Annotated in this window: 20 protein-coding genes; 6 read left to right on the forward strand and 14 right to left on the reverse strand. The window is 71.5% G+C overall.

Annotated elements, in window-relative coordinates:
* Window positions 1-7: 7 nt before the first annotated feature.
* The 4 genes from H6693_08445 to H6693_08460 are packed head-to-tail and all read right to left on the reverse strand — an operon-like array spanning window position 8 to window position 3075.
* Window positions 8-700, reverse strand: a complete 693-nt coding sequence (locus H6693_08445) for a hypothetical protein (GenBank protein ID MCB9516211.1) — start codon at window positions 698-700, stop codon at window positions 8-10.
* Window positions 684-1424, reverse strand: coding sequence for a hypothetical protein (locus tag H6693_08450; protein ID MCB9516212.1), 741 nt, complete (start codon window positions 1422-1424; stop codon window positions 684-686). The genes H6693_08445 and H6693_08450 overlap by 17 nt, the downstream gene beginning before the upstream one ends.
* Window positions 1396-1608 carry a hypothetical protein gene (locus tag H6693_08455; protein MCB9516213.1) on the reverse strand — a complete coding sequence of 71 codons (213 nt, stop codon included), beginning with the start codon at window positions 1606-1608 and terminating at the stop codon, window positions 1396-1398. The genes H6693_08450 and H6693_08455 overlap by 29 nt, the downstream gene beginning before the upstream one ends.
* Window positions 1609-1662: 54 nt before the next feature.
* A complete protein-coding gene (locus H6693_08460; GenBank protein MCB9516214.1) occupies window positions 1663-3075 on the reverse strand; it encodes a T9SS type A sorting domain-containing protein in 1413 nt (470 codons plus the stop codon).
* A 185-nt stretch (window positions 3076-3260) separates the two neighbouring features.
* Here H6693_08460 and H6693_08465 point away from each other — a divergent pair, with 185 nt between their 5' ends.
* The 3 genes from H6693_08465 (at window position 3261) to H6693_08475 (ending at window position 5977) form a co-directional block, all read left to right on the forward strand.
* Complete coding sequence (locus tag H6693_08465; protein ID MCB9516215.1) at window positions 3261-4283, forward strand: type I glyceraldehyde-3-phosphate dehydrogenase; 1023 nt, start codon at window positions 3261-3263, stop codon at window positions 4281-4283.
* A complete protein-coding gene (gap, locus tag H6693_08470; GenBank protein MCB9516216.1) occupies window positions 4280-5281 on the forward strand; it encodes a type I glyceraldehyde-3-phosphate dehydrogenase in 1002 nt (333 codons plus the stop codon). Before H6693_08465 ends, gap begins: the two co-directional genes overlap by 4 nt.
* A gap of 120 nt (window positions 5282-5401) precedes the next feature.
* Complete coding sequence (locus tag H6693_08475; GenBank protein ID MCB9516217.1) at window positions 5402-5977, forward strand: hypothetical protein; 576 nt, start codon at window positions 5402-5404, stop codon at window positions 5975-5977.
* Window positions 5978-6061: 84 nt separating this feature from the next.
* Here the strand turns inward: H6693_08475 and H6693_08480 are convergent, their stop codons facing one another.
* Genes H6693_08480 through H6693_08495 form a run of 4 tightly spaced genes read right to left on the reverse strand, consistent with a single transcriptional unit; the run spans window position 6062 to window position 9208 of the window.
* A complete protein-coding gene (locus H6693_08480) occupies window positions 6062-7690 on the reverse strand; it encodes a hypothetical protein (protein MCB9516218.1) in 1629 nt (542 codons plus the stop codon).
* Complete coding sequence (locus H6693_08485) at window positions 7687-8577, reverse strand: ABC transporter ATP-binding protein (protein ID MCB9516219.1); 891 nt, start codon at window positions 8575-8577, stop codon at window positions 7687-7689. The genes H6693_08480 and H6693_08485 overlap by 4 nt, the downstream gene beginning before the upstream one ends.
* The gene (locus H6693_08490; protein MCB9516220.1) at window positions 8574-8936 is read right to left on the reverse strand and encodes a GntR family transcriptional regulator; all 363 of its coding nucleotides are present in this window, start codon (window positions 8934-8936) and stop codon (window positions 8574-8576) included. Before H6693_08490 ends, H6693_08485 begins: the two co-directional genes overlap by 4 nt.
* A 56-nt stretch (window positions 8937-8992) precedes the next feature.
* Window positions 8993-9208 carry a hypothetical protein gene (locus tag H6693_08495; GenBank protein MCB9516221.1) on the reverse strand — a complete coding sequence of 72 codons (216 nt, stop codon included), beginning with the start codon at window positions 9206-9208 and terminating at the stop codon, window positions 8993-8995.
* Between the two features lie 226 nt (window positions 9209-9434).
* Here H6693_08495 and H6693_08500 point away from each other — a divergent pair, with 226 nt between their 5' ends.
* The 3 genes from H6693_08500 (at window position 9435) to H6693_08510 (ending at window position 13132) form a co-directional block, all read left to right on the forward strand.
* Window positions 9435-11264, forward strand: a complete 1830-nt coding sequence (locus H6693_08500) for a DUF4153 domain-containing protein (protein MCB9516222.1) — start codon at window positions 9435-9437, stop codon at window positions 11262-11264.
* Between the two features lie 132 nt (window positions 11265-11396).
* Complete coding sequence (locus H6693_08505) at window positions 11397-11777, forward strand: hypothetical protein (protein ID MCB9516223.1); 381 nt, start codon at window positions 11397-11399, stop codon at window positions 11775-11777.
* 5 nt (window positions 11778-11782) lie between these two features.
* Entirely contained in the window at window positions 11783-13132 is a 1350-nt protein-coding gene (locus H6693_08510) for a BNR-4 repeat-containing protein (protein ID MCB9516224.1), read from the forward strand.
* Window positions 13133-13182: 50 nt separating this feature from the next.
* Here the strand turns inward: H6693_08510 and H6693_08515 are convergent, their stop codons facing one another.
* From H6693_08515 to H6693_08540, 6 genes are read right to left on the reverse strand one after another with little or no spacing between them, the layout of a single operon-like run.
* Window positions 13183-14268 carry a hypothetical protein gene (locus H6693_08515; protein MCB9516225.1) on the reverse strand — a complete coding sequence of 362 codons (1086 nt, stop codon included), beginning with the start codon at window positions 14266-14268 and terminating at the stop codon, window positions 13183-13185.
* 27 nt (window positions 14269-14295) lie between these two features.
* Window positions 14296-14649, reverse strand: coding sequence for a P-II family nitrogen regulator (locus H6693_08520; protein ID MCB9516226.1), 354 nt, complete (start codon window positions 14647-14649; stop codon window positions 14296-14298).
* Window positions 14646-18560 carry an efflux RND transporter permease subunit gene (locus tag H6693_08525; GenBank protein MCB9516227.1) on the reverse strand — a complete coding sequence of 1305 codons (3915 nt, stop codon included), beginning with the start codon at window positions 18558-18560 and terminating at the stop codon, window positions 14646-14648. The genes H6693_08520 and H6693_08525 overlap by 4 nt, the downstream gene beginning before the upstream one ends.
* Window positions 18557-20518, reverse strand: a complete 1962-nt coding sequence (locus H6693_08530) for an efflux RND transporter periplasmic adaptor subunit (GenBank protein MCB9516228.1) — start codon at window positions 20516-20518, stop codon at window positions 18557-18559. The genes H6693_08525 and H6693_08530 overlap by 4 nt, the downstream gene beginning before the upstream one ends.
* A complete protein-coding gene (locus H6693_08535; protein ID MCB9516229.1) occupies window positions 20515-21807 on the reverse strand; it encodes a TolC family protein in 1293 nt (430 codons plus the stop codon). Before H6693_08535 ends, H6693_08530 begins: the two co-directional genes overlap by 4 nt.
* 3 nt (window positions 21808-21810) lie before the next feature.
* A complete protein-coding gene (locus H6693_08540) occupies window positions 21811-22212 on the reverse strand; it encodes a cupredoxin domain-containing protein (protein MCB9516230.1) in 402 nt (133 codons plus the stop codon).
* Window positions 22213-22215: the final 3 nt, after the last annotated feature.

The raw sequence follows: 22215 nt of genomic DNA on the forward strand, positions 1-22215 counted from the left end.
ACTCGCATCACAGCGTCTTCGGGGGAATGGGATACAGCGCCTTCATCTGCCCCCAGGTAGGCTGCGCGCTGCCGGGGATCGCGAAGTCGCCCCAGCGGAGGAGTCGCCAGTGTGGCCCGCCGTAGGCGACCGTGGGCGCGCAGGTCATCAGGCCGCGGGACGAAAACGCCCAGCTCAGCTCGCCGTCGTCGGTGGCTTCTTTGAACGTGAGCACACCCTCGACCAGGTACTCGCGCCGCACGGCATCGGGTGGGCAGTCGTCGCAGTCCGCGGCCGGTTCCCAGTCGCCGAAGGGCGTGAAGCTCAGGTCGATCGACTTCACCCCGGGCAGGCTGTCACTCGGAAGTCCGGAGAGGAGCCAGGCAGCTCTCTGGATTTCCAGATCATAGGTGTCGCAATCGGGGAGCTCCGGATCGTCGCTCTGGTCGTACCAGAAGCCATACGGCTCGTGGACCCTGCCGTCCGAGCAGAGATTCGTGCCGTCGTAGAGCACGCTGTCGCGGTACTCCGCCAGATCCAACCCCTCCCAGCAGCGCTCGAGGTTGGCGATCACGGCGTCCGGGCTGTCGTAGGCGACGTAGGCCAGGGCAGGACCCGGGTCGCCCATCGTCCTGGCGCTCTCTCCGCAGCCCACCAGCAACCCCATCGCGAGTGCCGCCAGCGCGCAGGCCGCGATCCCGCGCTCAGTTGGGTGACGCATAGCACCTCCGAACGAAGCTGAGTGTGACCAGTTCCGTGTTGCCGGGGCCGCCCCCTTCCGGAGGATGCTGGATCCGCAGGTTGCGATCGTCCCACTTCCAGAGTCTCCAGCGCGGCTGGCCTTCCACGGACACCGGCACGGCGTAGATTCCCGTCGGCCGGGTGGCCGCGAGCGCGATGACCGTGCTGCCGGCGATGAGATCCTCCAGCGTGATCACGACCTGCGTGTCGAGGGTGACACGCAGGCAACCCTTGGGCGTGCGGTCGCCGTCCACCGTGGAGGCCTCCACGAACTCCCAGGCATCGCGCGCCGCCAGCGTGGCCTCGATCTTCACCACGCCGGGGAACACCATGCCCGAGTCGTCCTTGCCCTCGCCGCCACCGAACAGGCAGTCGGCGAAGACGAGTTCCTCCGCGCGTCCCCAGAAGGACGGAAGTCCCGGCAGGTCGGGATCGAAGTAGAAGGCGAAGGGCGCGGCGATCACGCTTTCCTCGGCCGTGCGCTCCCCGTTGTAGAGCAGCGCCGCGTAGCCGGCACGGTCGCGGGCCTCCCAGGCCGTGGCCAGGTTGGCGACGAGGTTGTCGGCCGAGTCGAGCGGAAGGTAGGCGGGGCCTGGATCCGCGCCGGCCTTCGTCGGGTTGTCCGAGCCGCAGCCGGCCAGTGACGCCAACGCGAGCGCGGCGAGCGCGAAGCGCTCAATCCTGCGACGAAACTTCGGCCACATCGTCGTCACCCTGGGTTCGGACGCGGCGCAGGTAGGCCACCAGGCTCGCCCCCGCCGCGAAGCCGCTGGCAAACAGGGTCACGATGTCCACCGCTCGCGCCTCGCGGCCGAGGATGATCGCAGCGCCAAAGATGGCCACCGTGAGCGAGACGAGCAACGCCGCCCCAGCCAGCTTCTTCTTCATGACTAGAAACTAGCACAAACGAGTCTGGAAATCCCAGGAAAACGCAAATGGGCGCTACTTGAGCACGATGAGCTTGCGTCCCGCCACACCGTCGGGGCTGCGCAGACGGGCCAGGTAGACGCCGCTGGCCATGCGCCGCCCGTCGTCGTCGCGGCCGTCCCAGCGCGCCCGATGCTCCCCCGCCGGCAGGACGGCGGCGGTGAGCACCCGCACCCGGCGGCCGGAGGCGTCGAGGATCTCCAGGCGCACGGGCCCGGCGTCGGCGAGGGAGAAGCTCAGCAAGGTGCTGGGATTGAAGGGATTGGGCCAGGCGTCGAGCGCCGGTCCGGGGGCGGGGGGCGGCGCGACGCCGGTGGCCCCCATGTGCAGCCGCACGGGCACCAGCACGTCGCCCAGCGGGTCGTTGGAACTGAAGCGGAGGGTGGCGTCGAGGTCGTAGTCCGGCGAGACGCCCGTGGCGTCCACCGTGACCAGCAGGGTGTCCACCTCGCCGCCGGGCAGGTCGCCGCCCAGGATCGAGAGGCTCAGCCAGTCCACGGGGCGGTGGATCGTGAACGCCGTGCTGCTGGTGTCCTCGCAGGCACCGTCCACGTCGGCCACGCGGAGCAGGCAGTCCGCGGACAGGGGCCCTTCCGTCACCCAGTCGAAGGGGATTCCGGCGGGCTGGCTGCGGGCCAGCGCCTCCCAGTTCTGGCCGCCGTCGCGGCTCAGATCCAGGTCGACGTAGTAGAGCGTGCCCCAGCTGGTCCAGCGCACCTGGTGCGTCTCGCCGACGGCGTAGATCTCCCCGCCGTTGGGCTCGAGGATGTCCACGCCCGCGCCCCAGGGGCCGAGCAGCGTGAGCTTGCCGGGAAGGACGTGCGGCTCGCCGCCGTAGCCGTCGCCGGTCAGGGTCCAGGGCACGAGGATGTTCGCGTAGAAGGACGCGTCGAAGGCCACGGTGATCGTGGCGCTGGCGGACTCGCCACCGTAGATGTTCCCCCAGGGCCCGTTGGGATCGGACCAGGTGACCATGGCGCCGTCGCCCGTGCTGTAGTCGCTGACGAGAATGCCCCCGCTCCCCCCCACGAAGTGGGTGGAGCTGATCACGTTGCAGCCGGGCGGGAAGTCCAGCGTGATCCCGCTGATCCACTCGTAGTCGATGCTGCCGTTGGTCACCGTCAGCAGGTAGACCTGGGTGCCGCCGGGCGGGTAGTCCTGGGGATCGCTGACGAAGGTGCTGCCATCGATGCTGCGGCCGCTGAGGTAGGGATCCTCCACCGACACGCTCCAGCTCAGCGGGCTGCCGGCGTCGCCCAGGTTGCCGACGTGCACGGGCAGCACGGCCACGCCGCCAGGCGAGAGAGCGACCTCAAGCTCGGAGGGCTGAACGTCGATGACAGGTTGGGCCGATACGGGCAGAGCCGCCAGCGCCATGCACAGCGCCAGCGGCCCGCGCCCGAGCCGGGCCGGGATCCGGATCTTCATCCACGTCGTCCTTTCAGGCTGGGGAACGCGGATGCAGGTGTAGCAGCAAAGTATAGCACTCGCGGGGCCCTGGGGCCACGGAACCTTCAATAGACGTTGCGGGTACGGGTCCCAGCCGCTACGTTGGCGACACCCGCCGACCGAGCGGGACCGCGAGCCATCTCTCGAAGACAGCGAGGTCTGCAATGTCACTGCGCGTCGGAATCATGGGCTTCGGCCGGATCGGCCGCAATCTCTTCCGACAGGCCGTCGAGCGTGAGGACTTCGAGATCGTCGCCATCAGCGACCTCGGCACGCCGGAAGCGATGGCCTACCTGCTCAACTTCGACACCATCTACGGGCGCTTTCCGGAAGAAGTCACCCTCGACGGGAAGTACCTGGCCGCCGGTCGCCAGCGCGCGCGGCTGCTGAAGGGCGTCGCGCCCGAGGACATGCCCTGGGATGCCTACAACGTGGACGTGGTCGTGGACTCCACCGGCGTCTACCGCAAGCGCTCGCAGCTCGAAGGACACCTGCGCTCCGGCGCGCACCGGGTGATCCTCACGACGCCGGCGCTGGACAGCATCGATCGCACGGTCGTGCACGGCGTCAACGAGCAGAGCCTGCGCCCGGAGGACCGCATCGTCTCCTGCGCCAGCAGCACCACCCACGCGCTGGCCCTCATGCTCAAGGTGCTGGACGAGGCCTTCGGCGTGGAGCGGGCCATGATGACCACCGTCCACGCCTACTCCAGCGACCAGAAGCTGTCGGACACCATCACGCCCAACCTGCGCCGCAGCCGCAGCGCCGCCGAGAACCTGATCCCCAACTGGACCTGGTCCCCTGGCGTGGTGGAGAAGATGATGCCCCACCTGAAGGGCAAGATCGACGGCATCGCCGTCAACGTCCCCGTGCCCAACGGCTCGAACCTGGACCTCAGCGCGCAGCTGCGCGGCGCGCCCGACCGGGACGCGGTCAACGCCGCGCTCCGCGACGCGGCCGGCGGCGCGCTGAACCGCTATCTCGAGTATGCCACCGAGCCCATCGTCTCCAGCGACGTCATCGGCAACGACCACTCGGCGGTCTTCGACTCCCTCGCCACGCTCGCCCTGCCCGGCGGCCTGGTGAAGACCATCACCTGGTACGACAACGGCTGGGGCTACGCGGCGCGAATCATCGACACGGCGCTGACCCTCGGCGCCTTCGCGGTGGAGGAGGTGCAGCGATGAGAATCGCCATCAACGGCTTCGGCCGCATCGGACGCAGCGTCTTCCGCATCCTCAACGGCATGCAGGGCGTGGAGGTCGTGGCCATCAACGACATCACCGACAACGACGCCCTGGCCTACCTGCTCAAGCACGACACGGTGATGGGCCCCTTCCCCGGCACGATCGCGGTGGAGGGCGACACGCTGCGGACCCGTCACCAGGTCGTCAAGATGACCGAGATCCCGAACCCCGCCGAGCTGCCCTGGGGCGAACTGGGCGTGGACTTCGTGATCGAGTCCACGGGCCGCTTCCGCAAGCGCAGCGAGATCGAGCAGCACCTGTCCGCCGGCGCGCGCAAGGTGGTGCTCACCGTGCCCGCCAAGGACGAGATCGACTGCACGGTGGTGCTGGGCGTCAACGAGGGCGACCTCAAGCCCGAGCACAAGATCGTCTCCAACGCGAGCTGCACCACGAACTGCCTCGCGCCCATGGCCAAGGTGCTGCACGAGAACTTCGAGATCGTCAGCGGCGTGATGACCACGGTGCACGCCTACACCAACGACCAGCGCCTGGCGGACGTCCCCCACAGCGACTGGCGGCGCAGCCGCGCGGCGGCGGAGAACATCATCCCCACCACCACGGGCGCGGCCAAGGCCGTGGGCAAGGTGCTGCCCGCGCTGGCCGGCAAGCTCGACGGCATGGCCATGCGCGTGCCCATCCCCGACGGCTCGATCGTGGACCTGGTCGCGGTGCTCAAGGAGAAGGTGACGGCCCAGGAGATCAACGCGGCGATGCGCGCGGCGGCCAAGAGCGAGGGGCTCAAGCGCATCCTCAAGTACTCGGAAGATCCCATCGTCTCCAGCGACATCGTGGGCGACCCGCACTCGTCGATCTTCGACGCGCCCTTCACGCGCGTGGTGGACGGCCACTTCGCCAAGACCATGTCCTGGTACGACAACGAGTGGGGCTACTCGAACCGCGTGGTCGACCTGCTCGGCCTGCTCTCGACCATGAACTGATCCCGGCACCCCTGCACAGCGTAGCGAGACCCGCCGTTCACCGCGGCGGGTCTTCGTTCAAGCGGGCCCGCCGTCATGCCGATACCCTCCTGGACCCCCGTCCCCGGCCAGGAGGCCCCCGTGACCACGACCGCCGACGCCCAGATCGCCTCGCGCAAGCAGCTGGACGACTTCGCCACGCGCGCCTGCCAGGCCCTGATCGCCGGCCTGGACAGCCGCCTGCCCCAGCCGCTCGCGCTACTCGAGGCCTCTCTCGAGGACGACGACCCCGCCGCCCTCGCGGCCCACTTCGCGCCGCCCAGCGCCCGCGTGGACCTGCGTGCCGGCGACCTGGACGGCGCGCCCTTCACCTGCCTGCTCGACCAGCGCGCGGCGCACCTGCTGGCCGGCGGCCTGGTGCCCGTGCTGGACGAGGACCTCTGCGTCATGATCCAGAACGGCGACTCGAGCGACGAGCTCAAGGGCGCCCTGGACACCCTCGCCGAGGCCGTGAAGGACGCCCTGGGCGCCGCGCTCGAGGGCCTGGGCATCGGCAGCGAGTTCAGCGTGGAGCGCGCGCGCTTCGGCGGCGCCCTGCTGAACGCGGAAGCGGAGAACGCGACGCGCCTCCGCGGGCTCTTCGAGTACCGGGGCGTGCGGCTCCTGCTCCTGGTGGAGCTGCCCGACGCCGTGCTCGAGCGCCTCGGCGCCGCCTGACCCCTGCGAAAAGGGGCGCCGGCCTCGCCGACGCCCCGCCAGCCGCACGCGCCCACTCCCCGCGAGGGGCGCGCCGCTGAAGACTCAGAAGCAGACGTCCCCCGACCCCCGCGACGGCAGCAGCTCCGCCCGCCGGTAGCTCCCGAGGACGAGCATCCAGGCGCCCGCCAGCAGCAGCAGCGCCAGTGCCCAGCGCACCGCCGCGCCGCCGGGAATCGCCTGCACGGCCAGCGCGCAGAGCTCCGGCCACACCTCGTCGGGCACCGCTCTCCCCCCGATGGCCACGAAGAGCACCAGGTGCGCGATCAGCAGCACGGCCAGGATGATGCCGAAGACCGCACGCCGCCGCCGATCGGAGATCTCCGCGCGGAAGAGGCGCAGGAAGGGCGCGACGAGCAGGAGCGACACGGCGAAGGGCAGCAGGAGCAGCGCCGGCAGCGCGGGCGGAGCCACCGGCCCCGCGGCCACGGCCCGCGCGAGCTGGGCCTCCGCGAAGTCCCGGGGCGCGCCGGCGGGCACGTCGTAGGGCCAGTAGAGCCGAGGGCGCGCACCCCGCAGCAGGGGCGCGCTGCGCGGCGGACTGCCGTCGGGAAGCGCGGGCACCCGGCCGTCCCAGGCGACGCGCGCGAGTCCGGGCGCGGACTCCACGTGGAAGACGCCGTCCTGCTCCACCAGCCGCGGTACGTCCTGCCGCGCGAGGAATCCATGCCCCGCCACGGCGCCGATCCCGTAGCCCGCCAGGGGTGAGAGCAGGCTCGGCAGCATGAGGATCAGGAGCGTGCGGCTCGGCCCGATCGGGAGCGCCATCAGATGCCCCAGCTTCATCAGGGGCCCGGCGAGCATCGCGAAGAACATGTAGACGGTGATCGGCCCCAGCGCATAGCGGAGGACCTCCAGCACGGGGAAGCCGCCCGAGAGCGCCACGCCGAACAAGCCCATGAACACCACCCCGACACCGAAGGCGAAACGGTTCTTCGCCGTCTGTCGGAGCAGGGTCCTGGCCAGCAGCCAGCCGTGGCCCCCGCGCGACTGCGATGGCGCGGACCGCGCCGGCGTCCGGGCGGGCTGGAGCGCGGCGTCCGCAAGGAGCAGCGAGGGCGGCAGGCGGCGTCGCACGACGTCCAGGGCCAGGGCCGCGCCGGCCAACATCAGTAGGATCGTCCAGTGGGCGGGCAGCGGCACGATGAGGAGAAGCAGCACGGCCAGCGCGGCGAGGACGTCCAGCGGCCAGGCGAGGCGGCGGGCGGGCGGTTCCAGGGTCCGGCCGCTGGTCAGCTCGCGAAGGCCGACGAAGAGCAAGAGGCAGGCGATCAGCTCCGCGACGATCGGGAGCCCGAGCGGGGCGGCCGCGATCCGCCCCCGGGTCTCGTGCTGGACGAACGCGATGCCCACGGCCGAGAGGCCGAGCGCAAGGCCGAGGACGAGCGCCCCGGCCAGGAACTGGGTCAGCAGGTGGGCCGCCCAGATCCTCCCCGCGCCAATGGGCAGCGTGAGTCCCCAGGGATGGCCCCGCCGGCTGCGGCGCTCGCCGAGGAAGAGCATGGCCAGCAGCAGCCAGCCGAGAGCGAGCAGGGACTCGTCCGGCAGCGCCCGGCGTGTCGCCGCGTTCCAGGTGATCAGGCCGAGGGCCGTCGCGCCCACGGAGGCCGCGACCACGAGCAGCCGCGGCAGCCGCCGCAGGGTGTCGTGCGATCGGATCAGGGTCGCGATCATGACCGCCCTCCCACGAGCTCCACGAACATCTCCTCGAGCGGCAGGCCGGAGGCGCGCACGGCGCCGTCGCCGAGCCCCGCGCTCACCGCGGCCCGCGCCGCCTCCGGCTCGAGCTGGAAGACCGCGTGCAGGCTCTCGCCCACGCGCCGCGCCGCGAGGCAGCCCGGCAGGCCCTGCAGGGCCGCGGGCTCGTGACGTCCCGCCGGCAACAGCACCAGCGAGAAGCTCTCGCGCAGGGCGTCCAGCGGCTGGTCGATCAGCACCCGCGCGCCGTGAAGCATGAGCACGCGGTCGGCGAGGCGCTCCACGTCGCCCATGTGGTGCGAGGAGAAGAGGATCGTCGAGCCCGACTCGTTGAGCAGCTGGATCGCCGTCTCCAGGAACTCCCGGCGCACGGCGGGGTCGAGGCCGCCGGCGGGCTCGTCGAGGACGAGCAGCGGCGGCCGGTGCGCCACGGCACAGAGCAGCGCCACCTGCCGCGCCTGTCCCTTGCTGAGCTGCTTGATGCGCGCGCCGCCGTCGAGGCCGAAGCGGCGGAACAGGTCGGCGGCGAGGGCGTCGTCCCAGTCGGGGAAGAGGCCGCGGTGAAGGCGCAGCACCTCGTCCACGCGCAGGAACTCGGGCAGCACCTGGTCCTCGGCCACGAAACCGACCCGGCGCTTCACGGCGAGGGGATCCTGCCGCGGATCCACGTCGAAGACGCGCAGCGCGCCCGCCTGCGGCGCGAGCAGGCCGAGCGCCAGGCGGAGCAGGGTTGTCTTGCCCGCGCCGTTGGCGCCGAGCAGCCCCACCACCTCGCCGGGCTCGACCGTGAAGCTCACGTCCTCCAGCACCGGCTGGCCCTTGCGGTAGGCGCGCGTGACGCCGTCGAACACCACGATGCTCATGACTGCCCCTCCGTCGGGTCGTCGCCGGCGGGGTCGTCCTCCGCCGCCAGCAGTTCGCTGAAGAGTTCGAGCGCCCGCGCGGGCGCGATGCCGAGCTGCCGGGCCACCGTGGCCGTGGGCGCGAGGGCGTCGCGGAGCTGGTCCAGGCGGCGCGCCTCGGACTCCTCCGCCGCCTGGGCGCGCACCACCAGGGGGCGTCCCGGACGGCGCTCCACCACGCCCTCGCGCTCGAGGTAGCTGTAGGCCTTGCTCACGGTCATGGGATTCACGCCCAGCTCGGTGGAGAGCGAGCGGGTGGAGGGCAGCTCGTCGCCGGGCTGGAGCAGTCCGCTGGCCACGTGGAACTTCACCTGGTCCATCAGCTGCCGGTAGACCGGCACCCCGCTGCGCGGGTCCACCACGACGAGCAGGCCGCTCACCGCGGGGCCACCACGCCGTGGTCCAGGGCGTGTTCCACCAGGCCGAGGGCGACGTCCGTCAGGATCCGCGCCACCCGCACCCGCTGGAGGATGTCGGCGCGATAGCTCTGCAGCAGCGCGCCCCCGCGCTCGGCGCGCGGCCCTCCCACGATGGCGGCGGCGCCCAGCAGGAGTCCCGTCAGGATGAGGGCGGGGATTCGCGATCGTCTCATGGTCCACCTCGTCGCTGGCCCGGCGGGGCCGGGCACCCATCTGCATTAGCTACCTAATACACCTCCAGTCTAGGGCGCCCTAGTGTATATGTCAAGTGATACGCTCGGGTTTCTTGCACTTTTTTGTAACGTATTCAGAAGCAAGCCCTTGGCGTTCCACGAAGATTTCAGGTGATTGAAACGGCGTCCCCCGCCATACTGATGGGAACCCCGGCGGGAGGTGCCCGTGGCCCCGAGACTCCCCTCCGTCCAGCTCATCGCCAGCGACGCCGCCCTCAGCGCGCGCCGCTTCCCCGAGGTGCTGGCCGCGGCGCTGGTCGCCGCGGTGGCCGCGGTCCTGCTGGTGGACGGCCCCGGCGCCGAGCGCGGGCTCGTCCGCCTCCTGCTCGCGGCGCAGCTGGGCATCCCCTTCTTCCTGCTCCTCGTCCTGAGCGCCGAGCGCCTGGGCCGCGAGGGACGCCCCACGGCCGGGATCGTCCTGCGCCTGCTGGGCGTCGCCGCGCTGGTGAGCTACGGCCTGTCCCTGCCGGCGCGCGTCGATGGCGTGCCCATCGTCCGCTGGGTCCAGCTCAACGTGGCGCTGCACCTGGCCGTGAGCGCCCTGCCGCTGCTGGGGCTCGCCGGCGAGAACGCGTTCTGGCAGTTCAACCGGCTGCTCGCCCAGCGGATGGCGGCGGGTCTCGTCTTCGCCGGCGTGCTGATGGCCGGACTGAGCATCGCGCTGCTCGCGCTGGACAAGCTCTTCGGTGTGCCCGTGGACGGCGAGCTCTACCCGCGGCTCTACGTCGTGATCGGGTTCGTCTTCACCACCTGGTACTTCCTGGGCGGCGTGCCGGCCGAGCCGCTGGCGCTGGAGTCGCTCGAGGAGTTCCCCGGACTGTTGCGCATCCTCGGCCAGTACATCCTCGCGCCGCTGGTGGCCGTCTACCTGAGCCTGCTCACGGCCTACCTCGTCAAGGTGCTGGCCACGACCCAGTGGCCCAGCGGCTGGATCGGCTGGCTGGTCTCGAGCGTGGGCGCGGCGGGGCTCCTGTCGCTGGCGCTCCTGCGCCCGCTGGCCGAGCGGCAGCGCTGGGTGCGCGTCTACGCGCGGCTCTACTTCCTGCTGCTGCTGCCGGCGGTGGTCATGCTGCTGATGTCGGCCGCCAAGCGCATCGGCCAGTACGGGCTCACCGAGAACCGCTACTTCCTGGTGCTGCTGGGCCTCTGGCTCGGCGCGGTGGCGCTGGCGGGCGCGCTGGGGCGCCTGCGCAGCCTGCGCCCCCTGCCGCTGACCCTCTGCGTGCTGGCCCTCGCCTCGAGCCTGGGACCCTGGGGCGCCTTCGCGATGAGCGAGCGCAGTCAGCGCGCCCGACTCGAAGGGCTGCTCGCCGCCGGCGGAATGATCGTGGACGGACGGCTGGCCCTCGCCGCGATCCCCCCGGGCGAGGACGCGCGCCGGGAGATCAGCGCGACGCTCCACTACCTCGTGGACACCCACGGCGTCCGGTCCCTCGACCCTCTCGTGGACGATACCCTCCGCGACGCGCTGCGCGAGCAGGCCGCAACCGGGCGGCCGGACCGCCAGGACACCCCCGCCCTCTGCCGCACGGTGATGGCGCGGCTGGACCTGGAGTATCGCGAGGACTGGCGCTACGCGGGCGGCGGCGCCGTCGCGCACTTCGTCTCCCGCGAGCGGGGCGGCGAGGCGGTGGACGTGCGCGGCTACGCCTGGTGCACGGACGTCAACCTGGGCGAGGGCCAGCCCACGGCGGACTTCAGCGCGGGCGGACGGTCCGGACGGCTCGCGCTGCGGCGGGATCGCGTGCTGCTCAGCGTGGATGGTGTGGAGCGTCTGGCCTTCGACCTCGCCGCGCTGCGCGCGTCACTGGGCGGGCCCGGCGGGCGGCCGGGCCAGAGCGCACCCGCCGCCGACCTCAGGATGGCGAGCGAGGGTGACGGCTGGCGGGCCCTGCTCCTGCTCGACCAGCTCTCCTGGCGCCAGGATGGCGATTCGCTGCGCGGACAGGAAGTCGCGGGCCAGCTGCTGCTCGCGCCGCCCGACACCGGACCCTAGCCAAGCCCTAAAGCTGCCGAGAAACGAGGAAATCGCGCCAGTCCGTCCGCAGAGCCCGGGTCAACGGGATTGACTTGCTGCCGGTCGGCCGCCTCGGTAGAGTTGAAGACCCATGCGAAGAGGTGCCCAGCGATGGTTCGCTTCGAGGTCCACAGCGCCCTGAACCTGGTGGTCGCGACGTTCACCGGTGAGGTCTCCGCGCAGGACATCTTCGGATTCTTCGAACGCATGCAGGGCGACCCCCTGTACCAACCCAGCATGAATGGTGTCGTCGACATGCGCGCCGCGATCACCCAGCTCGTCAGCGAGGAGGTGCGCGCGCTCGCGGAGTTCGCCGTGGAGGGGGGCTTCAAGCAGGGCAGGTGGGCGCTGCTGGTGACCGATCCCAAGGCCACCGCCTTCTCCATGCTCTACCGGCAAGGGGTGGGCGAGCACTATCCGGTGCAGGTCTTCTCCTCCGTGGATGGCGCGTCGGCCTATCTGGGCCAGAACCTCGCCGCGCTCCTGGGCTAGCGCGCGTGCGGCGGCTGATCCGATTCCCCCTGGCCGCCCTCACGCTCTCACTCGCCTGCGCGGCCGGCCCCCGCGCGCCCTTCACGGTGCCGCCCGACGGACAGCCGGCGGCACTGGTTCCCGACGCGGCCCTGCCGGCGCCCACGGCGATCGCCTTCGACAGCCACAATCGCCCCTACGTCATGAACGCGCGTGATCCCGAGCGCTACGGGATCGTCAGCACGCTCGAGGACGGACGCTGGGTCGACCGACCCTGCCTCGACGCGCTACGCGCCAAGAGCCCCGGCTTCGCGCGGCCCGGAAAGCGCGTGCCCCATGCGATGGGCGAACTGGTGCTGGACGACGACGACGCCCTCTACGTCACCCTCGACGGGGTGCTGCTCTACTCCACCGACCGCGGCGAGCACTTCCGCGCCTACCCGCTGCCCTCGCGCGCGTCGAGCCTCGAGCTGCGCGTGGGCCCGGGGCCCTTCGCGGGGCCGCCTGCCATCGCCGTCGTCACCGAGCCCCGCGGCACGCCGGGGGTGCGCTGGGGCAAGCTGTCGACGCTCGCCGTGATCCTGCCGGAGAAGACCGGCGACGGACTCCGCCTGGGCGAGCCGGTGCACATCACCGACCGCTGCCTGGTCGCGGGCAGCGGCGGGCACTCGGGGGGGACGTCCTTCGCGGTGACGCGGGACGGCCTCACGCATCTGGTCTGGGCGGAGATGCCCGATAGCGTGGATGGCCAGCTGGCGGTCGCAGGCAATCCCACCTACGTGGGTACGGTGGACCGCCGCACGCGCCGGCTCGTGACGCGCCGCCATCTGGTGAACGCCGAACCCAAGGTCCCCGACGTGCACTCCCGCCCCACCATTGCCCAGGACAGCGCGGGCTACCTGCACGTGATCGCCGGCGCGCACGGTCAGCCCTTCACCTACCTGCGCTCGCTCGCGCCCAACGACATCGAGGGCGGCTGGACCGCGGCCCTGCCCATGGCCGAGCGGCAGACCTACGCCTCCCTCGTCTGCGACGCCGGCGACCGCCTGCACTCCGTCTTCCGGCAGTGGCTGCCCGAGGCGACGCTCGGCTACCAGTCCAAGGCCGCCGCGGCGGAGACCTGGAGCCCCTCGCGAACGCTGGTCTTCGGCGCGCTGGAGCGCGGCAAGTCCGACTACGGGATCTTCTACCAGCGTCTGGCGGTGGACCGGCGCGGCAACCTCTACCTCGCCTTCACCTTCTGGGAGACCCACACGGAGAACGCGGGGGTCTATCCCGAGGCGCTGGCCGTGTCCACCGACCGCGGCAAGAGCTGGCGCCTGGCGGCCACGGCCGGCATGGCCGAGATGATCGCCCGGCCGTGGCCCCAGCGCTAGCGGGCCCGCAGGATCCCGGCTGATCGTCAGGATCGCTGGTCGGCCGGTTTCTAATGATTCGACGCCGGCTCGGCCCGGAGTTCGAGCACGCGCAGCGTGCCGCGGCCGTCGATCAACAGCCCCACCCGGCCCGCTGGTAGCGCTGGTGTGTGACCGTGTGCCACCGTCTCGCTGCCGAGGAATCCCTTGACATGCGATCCGACGCTCGAAACGGCGAGGGTCACCTCGCCCTGGCCGCGGGTCCCACGTCCCTCGTCGAGCACCTCAAAGCCGTCACCGCGACGCACGCTCAGGCGCGAGGCGGCACCCACCAACGCGAAGGCTCCGTAGGAACCCTCGTCGTGAAAGTGGTGCAGCACGCCCACCGTCCCCACGAAGTCCGTGGGGTCGAAGGCGGCCTCCACCTGGACGTCCGCGAACTCGCCCGGCAGCAGCAGGAAGGCGAGGCCGTCCGCGCGCAGCGCCAGGCCCGCGGCTGTCTCCCCCGTGGCGGTCTCGGCCGTGATCACGCCGGCCCCGGCGATCACGGTCACGGCATCGTTCAGACTCGCCGCGTCGCCCGGCTCGGGCGACCAGCGCAGACCGCCCCCGGGCACCCGGGTGAGGGGAACACGCCGAGGCTCGGAGGCGGCGGGCGCGCTCGGCGGTTCCGGCTTCGTCTCTCCCGGTGCGGTCACCGCCGCGCCGTAGCGGTAGACGAGCGTACCGCCCCGGTCCGCAGTGAAGCCGACGAGAGCGACGACGGCGAGTCCCAGGCCCAGCTTGCCGGCCACTCCGACCCGCGGGTGGATCCTGGTGCCGACACGGGGCCACAAGAGGACGAGACGCAGGAGCGCCATCGCGCCGGCCGCCGCCACAGTCCACAGGGCCAGGTTCGCATGTCGGGCCAGCGCGGCCTGGACGTCGGGGGAGACGAGCCCCAGGCCGTCGCCCGCGGCGCGTCCCGTCAGAAAGGCGGCGCCCGACCCCACCGCACCCAGGATCCACAGCAGGCTCGCGGTGCGATCCAGCCAGCCGTGATGCGTCAAGCGGAGCGCAACGAACTCCACGGCGAGGGCCGTCAGCAGCAGCGCGATGGGGAAGTGAATGACGGCTGGATGTGCATTGGGCAGAGAAGACACGGTGAGAACTGGCATTGCTTGGGTCCTCCGTTGTGAAGCGCTCTAGGGCCGGCGGCCGGCGAGGGCCTCCGGACCGCTCTGGCCCGTACGTATCTTGACCAGGTGCTCCACCGACGACACGGCCACGAGACCGTCCCCCGCCTCGCCCGTCCTGGCCAGGCGGGCGATCAGATCCACGGCGCGTTCCGCATCGTCGTCCCGGCAGATGATTTCGATCTTCACGCTGCGGCTGTAGCGCTCGATGAGCACCGGACTGAATCGTAGTTCGCGGGGATCCGCGAGCATGCCTAGGGCCTGCACGGGGATCACCGTCATCGCGTCGAAGCCCTCGGCTTCCAGGGCATGGACCACCGGATCGAGACACTCCGGCCGCAGGTAAGCCTTGATCTCCTTCATGCATCGCTCCCTTCGTGGGGCATCCGGGGCGCGGTGGCCGCGGACTTCAAGCGCAGCTCGGCGATCATGCTGTAGAGCACCGGCACCGTGAACACCGACAGCAGCACGGCCACCATGCCCCCGAAGGACGGGATCGCCATGGGCACCATGATGTCCGCGCCGCGCCCCGTGGACGTGAGCACGGGCACCAGGGCCAGGATCGTGGTCCCCGCGGTCATCAGCGCCGGACGGATGCGCCGCTGCGCGCCCGCCAGCACGGCGGCGCGCACCGCTTCCCGCGAGGTCGGCCGATCGCGCTCGAAAACCTGGCCGATGTAGGTGGCCATGATCACGCCGTCGTCTGAGGCGATGCCGAAGAGCGCCAGGAAGCCCACCCAGACGGCCACGCTCAGGTTGATGGTGTGCATGCGGAAGAGCTCGCGCAGGCCCACGCCCAGCACGCTGACGTCCATGAACCACGGCTGGGCGTAGAGCCAGAGCATCAGGAAGCCGCCGGCCCAGGCGATGCCGATGCCCGAGAAGACCAGGGCCGTGGTGGAGACCGAGCGGAACTGCAGGTAGAGGATCGTGAAGATGATGGCCAGCGCCAGCGGCAGCACCACCGCCAGCTTCTTGGCCGCGCGCACCTGGTTCTGGTAGCTGCCCGCGAAGGTGAAGCTCACACCGGCCGGGATCACCAGCTCGCCGCTGGCGATCCTGGCGTTCAGGGTGTCGCGGGCCTGCCGGACCACGTCCACCTCGGCGTTGCCGGGCATCATGTCGAAGAGCACGTAGCCCGTCAGGAAGGTGTCCTCGCTCTTGATGACCTGCGGGCCGCGCACCGTGCGGATCCGCGCGAGCTGCTCAAGCGGGATCTGGCTCCCGCCGGGCGCCGCCACGAGGATGCGTCCCAGGCTCTCGATGCTGTCGCGCAGCTCGCGGTGGTAGCGCACGCGCACGGGGTAGCGCTCGCGGCCCTCCACGGTGGTGGTGATGCGCTTGCCGCCCACGGCCACCTCGATCACGTCCTGCACCCGCTGCAGCGGGATCCCATAACGGGCGATGGCCTCGCGGTCGATCTCGATCTCGATGTAGGGCTTGCCCACGATGCGGTCGGCGAAGACGCTGGCCGGCTCGATGCTGGGCACCTGCTTGAGGAGGCGCTCGAGGTCGAGTCCCACCTGCTCGATCGTCTCGAGATCGGGCCCCTTGACCTTGATGCCCATGGGCGCGCGCATGCCGCTCTGCAGCATGACGATGCGCGTGGCGATGGGCTGCAGCTTCGGCGCCGAGGTGGTGCCGGGGATCGTGGCCGCCGCGAGGATCGCGTCCCAGATGTCGTCCGGGCTCTGGATGCCGGCCCAGGCCTCGCGTCCCTCGTTCAGCGCCGGGTCGAGCGCGGGCCGCCAGAGGCGGAAGGGAAGGCCGTGGCGGTCCGGGATCAGGCGGCCCGCCTCGTCGCGCTCGAAGCGGCCGCGCACGCGGTACGGCTCGCCGTCGGGCGCCGGCACCGGGGCGCCGTCCGGATCGCGGAAGAAGTCGTCCTCGCCGCCGTCGTAGCGGAAGGTCAGCGCGTGGCCACCCTTGTCCGCCAGGTACTTCGGCCGGTAGTTGATCACGGTCTCGATCATGGAGATCGGCGCGGGATCCAGCGGGCTGTCCGCGCGTCCCAGCTTGCCGACGGCCGTCTCGACCTCGGGGATGGCGTCGATGCCCATGTCCTGCTTGCTCAGCACGTCCTGCACCTCGCCGATGGAGGCGTGGGGCATGGTGGTCGGCATGAGCAGGTAGGAGCCTTCGTCCAGCGGCGGCATGAACTCCTGGCCGAGGCCGGGGAAGGCGTGGGCGAGAGACGTCACCGGTCCCCAGTGCCGCATGGGGCGCGGCACCCAGCCGAAGACGCGGTCGAAGCCCAGCCAGATCGTCCCCCCGAGCAGCATGAGGGCGACGGGCAGCGCCAGGAAGGCCGCCTTGTGGTCGAGGCACCAGGCCAGCATGCGGCCGTAAAAGCGCTGCAGAGCGAAGAGCATGAGCATCAGGCTACCGACGAGCAGCGCCACGAAGAGGGCGTTCATCAGCAGGCCGCGCTCGGGCCCCAGGGGCTCCCAGTGCCCAGCCAGCAGGAGGCCGACCACCAGCACCGCGAAGCCGTTGGCCGCCAGCGGCGTGTGCCGTCGCCAGCGCTCGGGCACCCGCTTCGCCAGCAGGTGGTAGACGCCGATCAGGGCGATCACGGCGCCGATCCACCAGGGCAGCAGGAACGCGAGCACCAGGCCCGCGGCCACGAGAACGACGAGGCCGGCCCGCCGCAGGCGCGCTTTGCCGATCCGCGCGGTGAACAGCACCTCGGCGAAGGGCGGGATCACCACCAGCGCGACGATCACCGAGGACACCAGCGCGAAGGTCTTGGTGAAGGCCAGCGGCTTGAAGAGCTTGCCCTCGGCGGCCTGCATGGTGAAGACGGGCAGGAAGCTCACGACCGTCGTGGAGACCGCGGTCAGGACGGCGCTGCCCACCTCGCTGGAGGCGCGGAAGATGACGGCCATGGGATGCTCGTCCGGCCTTCGCTCCGCCAGCCCTCGCACGATGTTCTCGCTCACCACGATGCCCATGTCCACCATGGTGCCGATGGCGATGGCGATGCCGCTCAGCGCCACGATGTTGGCGTCCACACCGAACTGCTTCATGGCGATGAAGCTCATCAGCACGGCCAGGGGCAGGAGCCCCGCGATCAGTAGCGAGCTGCGCAGGTGCATGAGCAGGAGGATCACCACCACGATCGTGACCAGGATCTCCTCCAGCAGCGCCGTGTTCAGCGTGCCCAGGGTCTCGTAGATCAGCCCCGTGCGGTCGTAGAAGGGCACGATGCGCACCTGGCTGACGGTGCCGTCCGCCAGGGTCTTGCGCGGCAGCCCCGGCGCGATCTCGGCGATCTTCTCCTTCACGGCCTGGATGGTGGCGAGCGGGTTCTCGCCGTAGCGCACCACCACCACGCCGCCGACGGCCTCGGCGCCGGCCTTGTCCAGCGCGCCGCGGCGCAGGGCGGGTCCCTCGGTCAGCGTGGCCACGTTCTTCACGTAGATGGGCACGCCGTCCACGGCCTTGATCACCGAGCTGCCGATGTCGCCCAGGGTCTTGATGAAGCCGATGCCGCGGATCACGTACTCGGCACGGTTGATCTCGATGCTGCGCGCGCCCACGTCGAGGTTGGCCATCTTGACGGCGCCGAAGACCTCCTCGAGGCTCACGCCGTAGGCGCGCAGGGCGTCCGGATCCACGTCCACCTGGTACTCGCGCACGAAGCCGCCCACCGAGGCCACCTCGCTCACCCCGCGCGCGCCCATGAGCGCGTAGCGCACGTGCCAGTCCTGGATGCTGCGCAGCTCGTCGAGGTCCCAGCCGCCGGTGGGGTTGCCGTCCGCGTCCTGCCCCTCCAGCGTGTACCAGAAGACCTGGCCGAGGGCTGTGGCGTCCGGGCCCAGCGCCGGTTGCACGCCCGGGGGCAGCGTGCCCTCGGGCAGGCTGTTCAGCTTCTCGAGCAGGCGCGAGCGCGACCAGTAGAACTCCACGTGTTCGTCGAAGATCACGTAGATGGTCGAGAAGCCGAACATGGAGTAGCTGCGTACGGTCTTCACGCCGGGCAGTCCGAGCAGCGACACCGTGAGCGGGTAGCCCACCTGGTCCTCGATGTCCTGCGGCGAGCGCCCCGGCCAGCGAGTGAACACGATCTGCTGGTTCTCGCCGATGTCGGGGATGGCGTCCACGGCCACGGGATCCCGGGGGATTCCCCCGAGGTGCCAGTCGAAGGGCGCCACCATCACGCCCCAGGCGATCATCAGCAGCGTGAAGAGCAGCACCAGCAGCTTGTTCTGCAGGCAGAAGGCGATGATCCGGTCGACGAAGGACCGGGCGGGAAGATCGATGCGGCTCACGGCGTGACCTCGCCGCCCAGCGTCTCCTCGAGGGTCCCGCACTTGAACATGGCCGAGCCGAAGTAGGGATTCTCCGTGCCCTTCGTCTCCTGCACCCAGTCGGCGCCCGCGTTGTCGAAGGCCATGGGGCAGTGGTAGACGAGCACCGGCGCCCCCTTCGCCCGACCGAAGCGCTTCGCTGCGTCCAGCATGGCGGCGGTGAGGTCGGGCAGGGCGGCGCGCGCCGCCTCCAGGTCGGCGCGGCCCGCAAGCGCGGCGGCGGCCTCGCGCAGCGGCGCCAGCAGCTCCATCCAGGCGGCATGGGTGTCGGGCGCCAGCGATTCCATGTCCACGGCCTTCAGCGCCGCGCCCAGGCGGCCGGCGGCCGCGCGGGCGGCGGCGGCGTCATCCCGGCTCAGCGCCGTGTGGACGTCGAAGTAGGCCCGGTAGACCCCCTCGAGCTGCCCCAGAAAGGCGGCGTCGGTCGAGATGGCCGGTGCACTCTCGCTATACCCTTCCGGGCTATACCCTTCCGGGTCGGCGCTCATCAGGCTGGGCTTGGCGAGGATCTGCAGCGCGCTGTCGATCTTGAAGTTTCCGCGCACCACCACGCGCTCGCCCTCGGCGAGCCCCGACTCCACCACGTAGTCGTCGCCCGCGCGCGGGCCGAGCACCACCTCGCGCCCGCCGTAGACGCCCGGGCGGTCCGGATCGGCCACGTAGACCACCGCGCGCCGGCCCGTGACGAGCGGCGCCGTGGCGGGAATCACGAGGGGCGGCCGGACGGCGGCGGACTCCTCGCCCACGTAGCCCAGCGACTCCACGGGCACGAGCGGCATGCCGCAGACGTCGCAGGTGCCGGGACCGTCCTTGATCACCTCGGGGTGCATGGGGCTGATCCACTTGCCGATCAGGTCGGCGTCGTAGACCTGGCCCGACGCGGTGAGGCGCGCCTGCACCCGGCCGTGCACGTACATGCCCGGCTTGAGGCGGCCGTCCGGGTTGGCCACATTCACGCGCAGCCGCACCGTGCGCGAAGGCTCGTCCAGCACCGGATCGATGAAGATGATCCGCCCGCGGAACACCTCGCCCGGCCAGGCCTCGGTCTCGAAGTCCACCGGCTCGCCGTAGCGCAGCCAGGGCAGGTCGGCCTCGTAGGCCTGCAGGTTCACCCAGACCTGCGAGAGGTCGGCGATGGTGTAGATCGGCGTGCCGGTGTCGACGTAGTTGCCCTCCACCGCGTTCTTGTGGATCACGATGCCGCCCACCGGCGCGAGGATGGTGACGTGGTCGTCCACCGTCTGCCGCTTCTCCAGCGACGCGATCTGCCCGTCGCTGAGCCCGAGCAGGGCGAGCTTGTCGCGCGCGGCGCGCACGGTGGCGTCGGCGCGGCGGCGGGCCTCGGCGGGCTGCTCCACCCGGGCGGCGGCCAGGGCCTGCAACAGCTCCTCCTGGGCCGCGATGAGCGACGGGCTGTAGAGATCCACCAGGTGGTCGCCCGGCTCCACGCGGATGCCGGTGAAGTCCACGTAGAGGCGGTCCAGCCGTCCCGGCACCCAGGCCGAGATGCGGCGGATCCGCGTCTCGTCGTACTCCACGTGCCCCACCAGGCGCACCTCGCGCGCCGCGTAGCGCCGCTCCACCGGCGCGGTGGCCACCTCGGCGAGCTTCTCGGCGCGGGGCGAGAGCTTGATCTCGCGCGGGCCGAGGGCCTCGCCCCCGTCCTCCTCGCCGACGGGAATCAGATCCATGCCGCAGATGGGGCACTGGCCCGGCCCCAGCTGACGGATCTGCGGATGCATGGAGCAGGTGTACCAGGTCTCCGCGGCCGGCTTGCCCGCGTCCGCCGTCGCGGCGGGCGCCTGGTCGTGGCCCCCGCCGCGCACGAGCGCGCCCAGCGCGAAGGCGGCGACGAGGAGGACGAGGAGCATCAGACCCTGGCGGCGAGTCAGGCGCCGCAGCGGTGAACGTGCACTCATGGCGTGGTCCTTGGCGTGGGTTCTCCGGTCAGCTGTTCGATGTCCGCCAGCGCGAGGGCCCGATCGGCGCGCGCCCGCTCGAGGTTCAGACGGAACTCGAGCAGCAGGCGCTCGGCGTCCACCAGGCCGTCGAAGCCGGCGCCGCCGGCGCGGAAGGCCTCCTCCGTGGCGGCCAGGGACTGCCGGGCCTGGGGAATGAGCTCGCCGTCGTAGAGCGCGATCTTGCGCGCGGCGTCGCGGTGGTCGTAGAGCGCGCTCTCGAGGCGCGCGTCGAGGCGGTTCAGCAGATCCTGCCGGGATGCCTCCGCGGCCAGCCGTCGCGACGCGGCCTCCCGGCGCCCGGCGGCCACCTTGCCGCGCCAGAGCGGCAGGCTGAGGGCGATGCCCCCCACCACCGGATCCTTGCCGCTGTCGGCCACGTCGGGCATGACGGCGGGATCCGTGCGGATGCGCTCCACGCTCAGCGTGATCGACGGCCAGCCCGCCTTGCCGGCCAGCGACTCGGCCGCGCGCTGGCGTTCCACCTCGGCGGCCAGGGCCAGCAGCTCGGGGTGATCCGCGCCCAGCCGCTGGCGGAGGCTGTCGGCGTCCAGCGCGACCTCCATCGCCGGCAGCGCGTCCGGCCAGGGCAGGGGCTCGCCCTCGGGCCGGCCCAGGCTCGCGTTCAGCGCGGCCGTGAGCGGCCGGCGGCGATCCTCGAGGCCGCGCAGGCGATCCTGCAGCTTGCCCCGTTCCACCTGGACGCGGATCAGCGTCGAGTAGTCCGCGGCCCCCGTGCGGTAGCGCGAGCGCACGACGCCCTCCAGCCGGTCCAGCAGCGAGACGTTCTCCTCGGTCACCTGGATCGCGCGGTGCAGGTAGGCCAGCTCGACGTAGGCGCCCTTCACGGCGCGGACGATGCCCCGCCGCACGCCCTCGCGGCGCGCCCCGGCGGCCCGGGCGCCGGCCGACGCGGCCTCGCCCTGCAGGCCGAGGGTGCCGAACCAGGGCAGTGACTGGCGCAGGCCCAGGCGGTCGCGCTGGGGACCCACGCGCGTCTCCACCGGGGTGAAGAAGTAGCCGTAGCTGAGCACGGGATCGGGCAGGGCGCCCGCGCCGGCGGCCGCCTCGCGGGCGGCGCTCCAGCGCTGGTCGGCGGCGGCCAGCTCGGGGCTGTTCGCCTCGGCGAAGGCCAGGTAGTCGTCCAGGGTGGGCGCGTCGGGCAGCGCCGGCTGGGCCGGGGCGGGCGACGCGGCAAGACCGAGCAGCAGTGCCGCGGCGGCCCAGCGGCCGCGCTTCAGCCTGTCCATCCCCTAGCCCTCCCCGTCGGCGGCGTCGGCGTCACGGACCACGATGCGGCCCTTGAGCATGCCCATGCCGCAGGCGAAGTCGAAGGTGCCGGTCTCGTCCGGCTGGATCTCCACCTCGGTGGTCTCGAAGGCAGGCAGGAAGACGTTGCGGCCGAAGCCGTCGAGGATCACGCGCTCCGAGCAGGGGTCCTCCTCCTCGCGCTGGAACTCCAGCACAGCCGGCAGCCCGGCGCGCAGCGTGATGACCTCGGGGTCGTAGCCGCGCTCGACGCGAATGCGCACGCGCTGTACGCCGCCGTCGGCCGTGGCCAACGCGGTCTGCTCGCGCCGGCCGAAGAAGAAGACCGCCGTGCCGGCGATGAGCGCGAGGCCGGCGATCGTCACGAGGATCTGGAGGGCATCCATGGC

Source organism: Candidatus Latescibacterota bacterium (genome assembly GCA_020633725.1).
Taxonomy (GTDB): Bacteria; Krumholzibacteriota; Krumholzibacteriia; order JACNKJ01; family JACNKJ01; genus VGXI01.